Raw genomic sequence first — 8,228 nt, 5'->3', positions numbered from 1 at the left:
CATGCTTGCCTACGCCGTCATGGCAAGTGTGCGGTATCAGGCAAACTCACTGAAACCGAAAAAAACACAACGCAGAACACGATCATCCTTGTCCGATGGTCCATACAGGAAATCAGGCGCCTCGTTGTAAAGCTTGCACAACGCCGCCTACCCGTTGCCCATATCCTCAGATGGTCCGTCTTCCGACGAACACATCAGGCCAACGCTATGTGCTCTCACTCACGATACAAAATGCAACTGTAGTGCTAGCGTTCACGCTTCTGCTTCTTGAAGCATTTCACGCCTTTGCATGGATTGACTTCGTCTGGTTAGCACACTCCAGAGGATTGCCAGGGAGAATATTTTCGACAGCAGCCCCAGAGTCCGGTTGGCCTGATACGGGACATGGCGATAGGTGTAGCGGAACGTGACGACATCGGAACGAGTGGTGGATATCCTTTTTCGGCGGCCAATTTTTTTCGCGATAAACAGGGTAGTCGCACGTTGGGATGCGGCTTGTGTTGTCGATTTCAGATGCGTCTTTACATGCCGCTCAATGAAAAACTTGCAGAACTGACTGATGGTGGGGGAGGTCCGCTCTTCGCCGCGTTCGGTGCTTGGATCTTTACGGTCGTTCACACGAGTGAGGATTTTGATCGCTTCGAAGAGCCAAAAAATATTTTTTATTTAATTGAAATAATAAGATAGTAGTATTCTTCGGGATGCATCGGGGAATTTCGTGGTGGGGCACAGCTTTTACCTACAAACTTATAACCTAAAGGCCACAGGTTCAAATTCTGCCTCCGTAACCAATGAATCCTTCTTAAGCTCCAGCGTCCGGATTGATGCATGGCGGTCTTGCTGTTTGTCGCAAAGATCAGCATCGTAGTAGTTCAGATAGTAGAATGATTCACTCTGTTTTCAATGCAGAGGGAAACCCTTCACATAGAAACCAACATCTTTCGATGCAACACATCAAGAATCAAGAACTTTAATCAACATTTTCCATAAATATTTAGATATTTTCCTGCTTTTGAAAACAGGATTCAAAGAGTTTTCGGTTAAAGTAAGCATATAACTATATGAATCTGCCCATCATCTTTGAGTTGAACTCTGTCTGTTTGCCCAAGAGGGATATTGTCTAAGATCAGGGAGGGGGATGTGCTGTGACTCACGCGGTTTGGGTTTTTGACGATGCATTGATAGCGCGTGTTGCGCCAGTGAAGAAGAACTTCAAATTCAGACCATTTCTTTGGAATACAGGGTGTTATTAAAAGTGTTTCGCCCTGAATGCGAATGCCAAGAAGCGATTCAATCCCTGTGCGTTGCATCCAGCCGGCTGATCCGGTGTACCACGACCACCCGCCACGACCGACATGGGGGGCTACCGAGTAAATGTCTGCAGCAACAACGTAAGGTTCCAGTTTGTAGCGGTCTGCCTGTTCTTTCGTCTGGCAGTGCTGAATAGGGTTGAGCATGTTGAACAAGGCATGGGCCTGATTACCGTCTCCGAGTGCAGCAACAGCCATGACCGTCCAGAGGGCTGCATGCGTATACTGCCCTCCATTTTCCCGCACGCCCGGCGGATAACCGCGAATATAGCCCGGATCCGGCTCGGCCTTATCAAAGGGGGGCGTGAGAACAAGGATCAGCCCGCTCTCTGGCCGCACGAGATGCTGAAGAGCAGAATGGAGCGCATGATGAGCCCGCTCTGGAGAAGCCGCCCCGGACAAAACGGCCCATGACTGTGAGATAGCATCAATCTGACAGTCAGTGTTCCTGTGTGAACCAAGTGGCGTGCCATCATCGAAGTAAGCACGGAGATACCAGTCTCCATCCCATGCATGCTCCAGTGCTTTGGCGAGCTTCTCCGTATGCGCCTGCCACCGGCTGGCGCGCAGAGTGTCATGGCGCTTTAGGGCCAGTGGAATAAATATTTTGAGCGTGGTGTAGAGGAACCAGCCGAGCCAGACGCTTTCTCCGCGCCCTTTCTCTCCCACGCGGTTCATGCCGTCATTCCAGTCTCCCGTGCCCATCAGGGGTAGCCCGTGTATGCCCACTGACAGACTGTGATCCAGTGCTCGTGCACAATGTTCAAAAAGAGACGCAGTTTCAGAAGAGAGTGTGGGAACTGTAAACAGGTCATGCTCTTCCACAGGGAGCAGAGGCGCTACAAGGAACCCGATGGCTTCATCCAGAACATTCGTATCTCCGGTTGTCGTGACGTAATGCGCAACAGTGTAGCCCAGCCAGGCGCAATCATCTGAGATATGAGTGCGTACACCGGCTCCGGTTTGAGGGAGCCACCAGTGCTGTACATCCCCTTCCAGAAACTGACGGCCAGCTGCCCGTAAAATATGTTCCCTGACAAGTGCTGGCGATGACGCGGCGAGCGCCAGGCCATCCTGAAGCTGATCCCGGAAGCCAAAGGCTCCGCTTGCCTGATAAAACCCGGCTCGGGCAAGAACGCGGCTGGAAAGCGTCTGATACAAAAGCCAGCCGTTGAGCATGATGTCCATACTTCTGTCCGGGGTTTTGACCTGAACGGTATGGCAGACGGCATTCCAGTGTGTGGTTACGGCCTGCAGGACGGCATCAAGGTTAGTCGTGCGATAGTGGGTAATGAGGTGCCGGGCTTCCGCTTCATCCGCCGCATCGCCTAGCAGGAAGACAATTTCCACGCGTCCATTGGCAGGTAGCGTAATAAGAGTTTGCAAGATACCACAGGGGTCCAGCCCTGCTCCGGTTATGCTTTGCACACCGTCAGGCTGTGTAAAGGCTTCAGGATTATCCAGAGAGCCATTGCGCCCGATGAAACTCTTGCGATCTCCCGAAATTGTCGTGACGTAGGGGCCAAGGTCTGCAAATGCAACGCGGGAGCCATAGGTGCTGTCCCAGCGGTTTTTTGCGAAAAGAGCGCCGGTTTGCGGGTCTCTTTCTGTGGTGATGAAAGGGGCGGTTTTGGTGCGTGCACTCCCCAGAACCCATTCAACATAGGCTGTGAGGGACAGGGTGCGGGGCTGTCCAGAAAGATTATGAAGTTGAATGCGTGAAAGCTTCACAGGGTCTTCTGTGGGAACATATTGCAGTAAAGTGCTGGCAATACCCTGCGTTATGCGTTCGTAGCGTGTATATCCTCGTCCATGGTAAGTGACATATGTCGCTGCTGCGTCTCTCCGGGTGGATGCTGTCAGGCTCCAGAGGGCATGCGTGTCTTCATCCCGAAGATAGAAAATTTCCCCGGGTGGATTGCTTACCGGATCATTAGACCAAGGGGTAATCTGATGTTCCCGGCTGTTAAGAGACCATGTATGGCCGCTTCCTTCCGCAGAGGCCTGAAAGCCAAACGTCTCGTTGGCAATAATATTGATCCATGGGGTAGGTGTTGTTGTTTCTGGGGCAAGCACTACGACATAGGTTTCCCCCTTATCTGCAAAACCGCCATACCCATTGAAAAACTCGAGTTCAGGAATGGCAGGAACTTCAAAGTTTTCAGGCTTTACGGAACGTAACAGCGGGGCAGGGCGTGATATCGCAGCGGGCTGCGTTTCAGCATGATCAAGTTGAGTCTCAAGACTATCATTTGCTGCCAGAACAACACGGGCAACTGCAAGCAGGAGACCACGCGTGCCAGAGGACAGAAGATCCGTCCGTAAAATACGGACGGATCCCCCACCGGTTCCGGCTTTAGGGACGGAACGTACCAGATTTTCCAGAGAGACCTGAAGGTCTTGCAGGTAAGAAGACGGATGGTCATTGAGAATGACGAGATCAATCGCAAGCTGTTTCAGGCGGAAATACTCATGGGCCAGCAAAATCTGCTTCACGATGTTCGTATCGGCATTTTTTGTAACAGTCAGAATAACAAGGGGAAGGTCGCCTGAAATCCCATGCTCCCACAGAGCTGTTTGAGGTCCGGCTCCACGCTGGATAGTATCAGAAGGAGGACGCAGAGAAGCGCTTGTAAAAAGAATATGTCCTGCAAAACGCTGAAACAGGTCCGCTTCGGCCGGGTGAATGTCGAGGTGTCGCAGCTGAATTTGAGCCTGAGTCCACGCCAGTGTGCGCACACGATCAAGAGCCGCTGCATCTTTATGCCTGTCAATCAATTCCAGTAGTTCTTTTCTCGATGCCGCCGCCATTGTCCAGAAAGACATCCGGGTGGTAGCGCCGGGTTTGAGTGTTGCTCGGGTGCGCAGAGAAAAAGATGCGTCAAGAACGGCTCCTGTCTGCCCAGATAAAGTGACTTTATCTTCAAGCGCGGCAGGGGAACGCACCGTGCGATTGCGGCCAATAAAGGTTGCTCGATCTGTCCCCATGCTGACAGCACCAGGACAGACGATAAGATGCGCAACCCAGATTTCCGGTTCATCAGGGGTTCTGCGTCTGCGTGTTGCAATAAGAGTTTTTGTTTCAGGTACATACTCAGTCTGGACAAAAAGCTTGGTGAATGCAGGATGCGCAAGATCAGCATCCTGCGGCAGCAGAGCGAGTTCGGCGTAAGACGTCAGATCAAGCTCTAATGTTTCGTGACCCGTATTGGACAGAGTGAGATGCCTGACCTCAGCATCCTCCTCGGCTGAAACCATGATCTCCAGTGTGGTTGTGACAGCACCATCACAACGAGAAATTTCTGCGCGATCTTCATGAAATGCGACACGATAGCTATCTGGAATAGTAACGGCGGGCTGGATGCCTGCGGACCAGAAACGCCCTGTCCTGACATTTTTCAGATAGAAATAAGAGCCATACTGGTCGAGCGTCGCGTCTTCTCGCCACCGCGTTAGCATGTTCCCCTGCCAGCTACTGTAGCCAGAGCCTGCAGAGGTCAGCATGACAGTGTATCGACCGTTGGAAAGAAGGTGTGTAACAGGCTCAGATGTGTAAGCCGTATCGTAAAATCGGCCAGCGCGCGTTGTCGTTTCTGGAGAGAGAGCAGGCAGAGCCTGTTCTGTGGGTAAGGGATGGGCAATTGCTCCTTTATCGGGAGCGCGTTCCTGTAGAAGCAACTCGGCAGATGCCATGACAGGATCATCATGAAAGCGCATTCTCATGATGCCATTCAGAACTGTGTCAGCCGCCGCCAGAATGGACATGCCCTGATGGTGCGCCATGTAAGCACGGATAATAGCCACGGTCTGGTCTTCAGGGATGCGACCGGGCGTATAATCCAGAGATTCGTAAAACCCGTAACGGCCCAGTGCGCCAGTTTTTTCCAGAGCAGACAGATTGGTAACGGCTTTCTGCGGATCGACCATGGCCGCGAGAAATGTCGCATAAGGCGCGATGACGATATCCTCGGCAAGCCCGCGTTTTAGGCCCAGTCCCGGCACGCCAAAATTGGAATATTGATAAGTATAGTCAAGATCGCGCACATTATAGGCGGCTTCAGAAATACCCCATGGAACATTTAGGTTTTGTCCGTAAGAAATCTGGCGCTGGACAATAAGGGCATTTGTTTCCTGAAGCAGGCTGCCGACAGGTGCACGCATGACCAGTGAGGGCATAAGGTATTCGAACATCGACCCGGACCAGGAGACAAGAGCAGCCCCGTTACCGGAAGGTGTGATGGCCCGGCCCAGACGGAACCAGTCGCGTGCGGGAATATCGCCTTTGGCAATCGCAAAGTAGACAGCGAGCCGCGCCTCTGATGCAAGGAGGTCGTAACAGTTCTTGTCCGCAGTATCTTCCGGGACCAGAAAGCCAATAGACAGCAGTTTACGGGATACATCACGCAGAAAACTGAAATCCATGGCATCAGCCAGTCGGCGGGCCTGGTATTCCAGCACTCGCAATCGGTCAGATAAGCCTGTTTTTTGTGACTGCTCGAAATCACGAAGATGGCTTTCCAGAGTGCGCAGCGGAGCTGTGGCCCAGAAGAGCGGGTCAGTTGAGAGAGTATCAGGCCGATTTTCAGTATGCGGGAACAGATGCTTCGCGTGCCCGGCAATGATTTCTGCCTGTTTGTAGAACTCCGTCAGGGTGTTGTTTGTGTGATCTTCTGGTGCAGACAAAACAGCATTTTTTAGTTTAGCCAGAGATCGGACAAGCGCGCGCTGTTGTTTGGTAAGCTGAAGACGAGTGCCATTGAGGAAAGTTAGATCCACGATGGCAAGTGTGAGGACGTCCGAAAGGCCACTCCGCCAGGCATGATCCTCAGCGTCCTGCATTCGCCACTCCCGGCAGGTGCTGGCAACAGTGATAAGATGCCCGGCCAGATTACCGCTATCAACTGTGGAGACATAGAGGGGATTGAGGGGGACAAGAGTTTCCGTACTATACCAGTTATGTAAATGCCCCCGATATTTCTCCATTTTTTCAACGGTTTTTAAGGTGGCTTCCAGTCGTTCTACAGTCTCCTGCAGGCCGCACCACCCAAAGTCCCTCGCGTTGATGGCGCAGAGAAGATAGAGGCCAATATTTGTGGGTGATGTGCGTCTGGCAAGAACAGGGCTGGGATCTTCCTGAAAGTTGTCTGGCGGCAACATATTGTCAGCGTCAGTCACAAACGTCTCAAAGAAACGCCATGTGCGACGCGCTGCGGTGCGTAATGTTCTGATATCGGTTCTGGATGGGCGTGACTGAGAGGGGAGGACAGGGGAGCGGCTGGTCCACAGGGCAAGAGCTGGTGACAGCATCCAGAGCACAGAAAGCGGGCCGGACAAAAGCAGGGTTTCTGGGTCCGACCAGGCAACGTACCCTGTCAGCAAACTGGCAAAAACCGGAGCAGGGAGCATTTTGAGGTAATAGTCTCTCATGCCAGACTGAAGAAAGTTTGCTGTTTGTGCCGCAGGAACCCATTGCAGTAACAAACGGCGTGTAACGAGTACACGTAAAAGGGTGCGGCTGATGGCATCGAGCATCAGAAATGCCTGATGGGCCATGAAGGTGAGGTTGAGAGCTGTCATAATAGCTGCGGTGACAGTGTGAGACCTGATGACACTGCAATAGTTTCTGAATGTAATCCATTCGCGACGTGGGAAAACATCTGGCACCACAGGGAGGAATGCTGGAACGGCGATGATCGCCAGAATAAAAAGCGTCCAGATGGCAGCATTTTCTGGCGTGAAGAGCCAGCAGGCCAGTAAGGTAAGCAGCGTGAAGGGGGCGCAGAGTGTCCGCCGCAGATTATCCACCATCTTCCAGCGTGCGATGCCAGACAGGCGGTTATGTGGCAGGGGTGTTTTTGCTGTGCCGGACATAATCCAGGGGAGCAACTGCCAGTCCCCACGCGCCCAACGATGCTGTCGTTGGGCTGAAACCATGTAATCTGTCGGAAATTCTTCTACGACTTCTATGTCAGACGCCAGTCCCGCCCGTGCAAAAATACCTTCAAACAGATCATGACTTAAAAGAGACGCTTCCGGGACACGCCCCGCAAGGGAGGCTTCAAAAGCATCAATATCATAAATACCTTTTCCCGCGTATGATCCTTCCCCAAAAAGGTCCTGATAAAGATCTGATATAGCAGCCGAATAGGCATCAATCCCGCTGGAAGTTGAATAGATCTTCTGGAAAAGCGTGCTTTGATGCCCAACGGGTAGAGATGGAGTGACGCGAGGCTGCAAAATGGCATATCCACTTTCGATGCGTCCGGTTTCCAAATTGAACTGCGGAGCATTAAGAGGATGTGCCAGCTTACCGACCAGTCTTCGGACAGTTTCCAGAGGGAGACGGGTATCTGCATCTAGAGTGACGACATAGCGCACGCCTTGTGGGAGGTGGTGGCAGAAATCTTCCAGGAATGTCGTATCTTTAGCGCCACGGAGCAGGCGGTTCAGTTCATGCAGTTTTCCGCGTTTGCGTTCCCATCCCATCCACACACCCTCGCTTTCGCTCCAGATGCGGTGTCGGTGCAGAAGCAGAAATCTGTCCCCATTATCAGAAGGGCCAAAACGCTGGTTAAGAAGCGTGATACCGTTAAAAGCTTGTTCTAAAAGCGCAGTATCATCAGAGGCGTGTTCATCATCAGAATCTTTCCAGTCAGTGAGAAGAGCGAAGTGAACGCCTTGATCATGTGTGGCCAGATAATGAATTTCCAGTCTGGCTAGGAGTTCTTTAACCGTTTTTTCGTTTGTCAGAAGAGCCGGTATGACCACAATCGTTCGCATGTGGGCAGGAATGCCCTGTGACAGTTCAAGCCCCGGTAACATTGTGACCTTGATCGTGCGAAGAGCAAGTCGGTTTATGCAGGCTATAGCAGCCTCTGATGTGGGAATGCAGGCACAAGCAGCGATAAACACCAACCA

At 52.0% G+C, this 8,228-nt stretch carries 2 protein-coding genes; both read right to left on the bottom strand.

From position 1 onward, the window contains the following. Nucleotides 1-252: 252 nt before the first annotated feature. A complete protein-coding gene (locus KP699_RS13885; protein ID WP_252347083.1) occupies nt 253-618 on the bottom strand; it encodes a hypothetical protein in 366 nt (121 codons plus the stop codon). A gap of 422 nt (nt 619-1,040) precedes the next feature. Continuing rightward, nucleotides 1,041-8,090, bottom strand: a complete 7,050-nt coding sequence (locus tag KP699_RS13880) for a GH36-type glycosyl hydrolase domain-containing protein (protein WP_252347082.1) — start codon at nt 8,088-8,090, stop codon at nt 1,041-1,043. Nucleotides 8,091-8,228 lie beyond the last annotated feature (138 nt).

Origin of the sequence: Acetobacter sp. P1H12_c (genome assembly GCF_018811975.1) — a bacterium.
Taxonomy (GTDB): Bacteria; Pseudomonadota; Alphaproteobacteria; order Acetobacterales; family Acetobacteraceae; genus Acetobacter; species Acetobacter persici.
Note: the sequence above shows the minus strand (reverse complement) of the source record. Positions and strands in the feature narration are given on the sequence as shown.

Excerpts from the sequence above, each read along its gene's own strand:
- KP699_RS13880 (WP_252347082.1), bottom strand. The coding sequence starts at position 8,090 with ATGCGAACGATTGTGGTCATACCGGCTCTTCTGACAAACGAAAAAACG.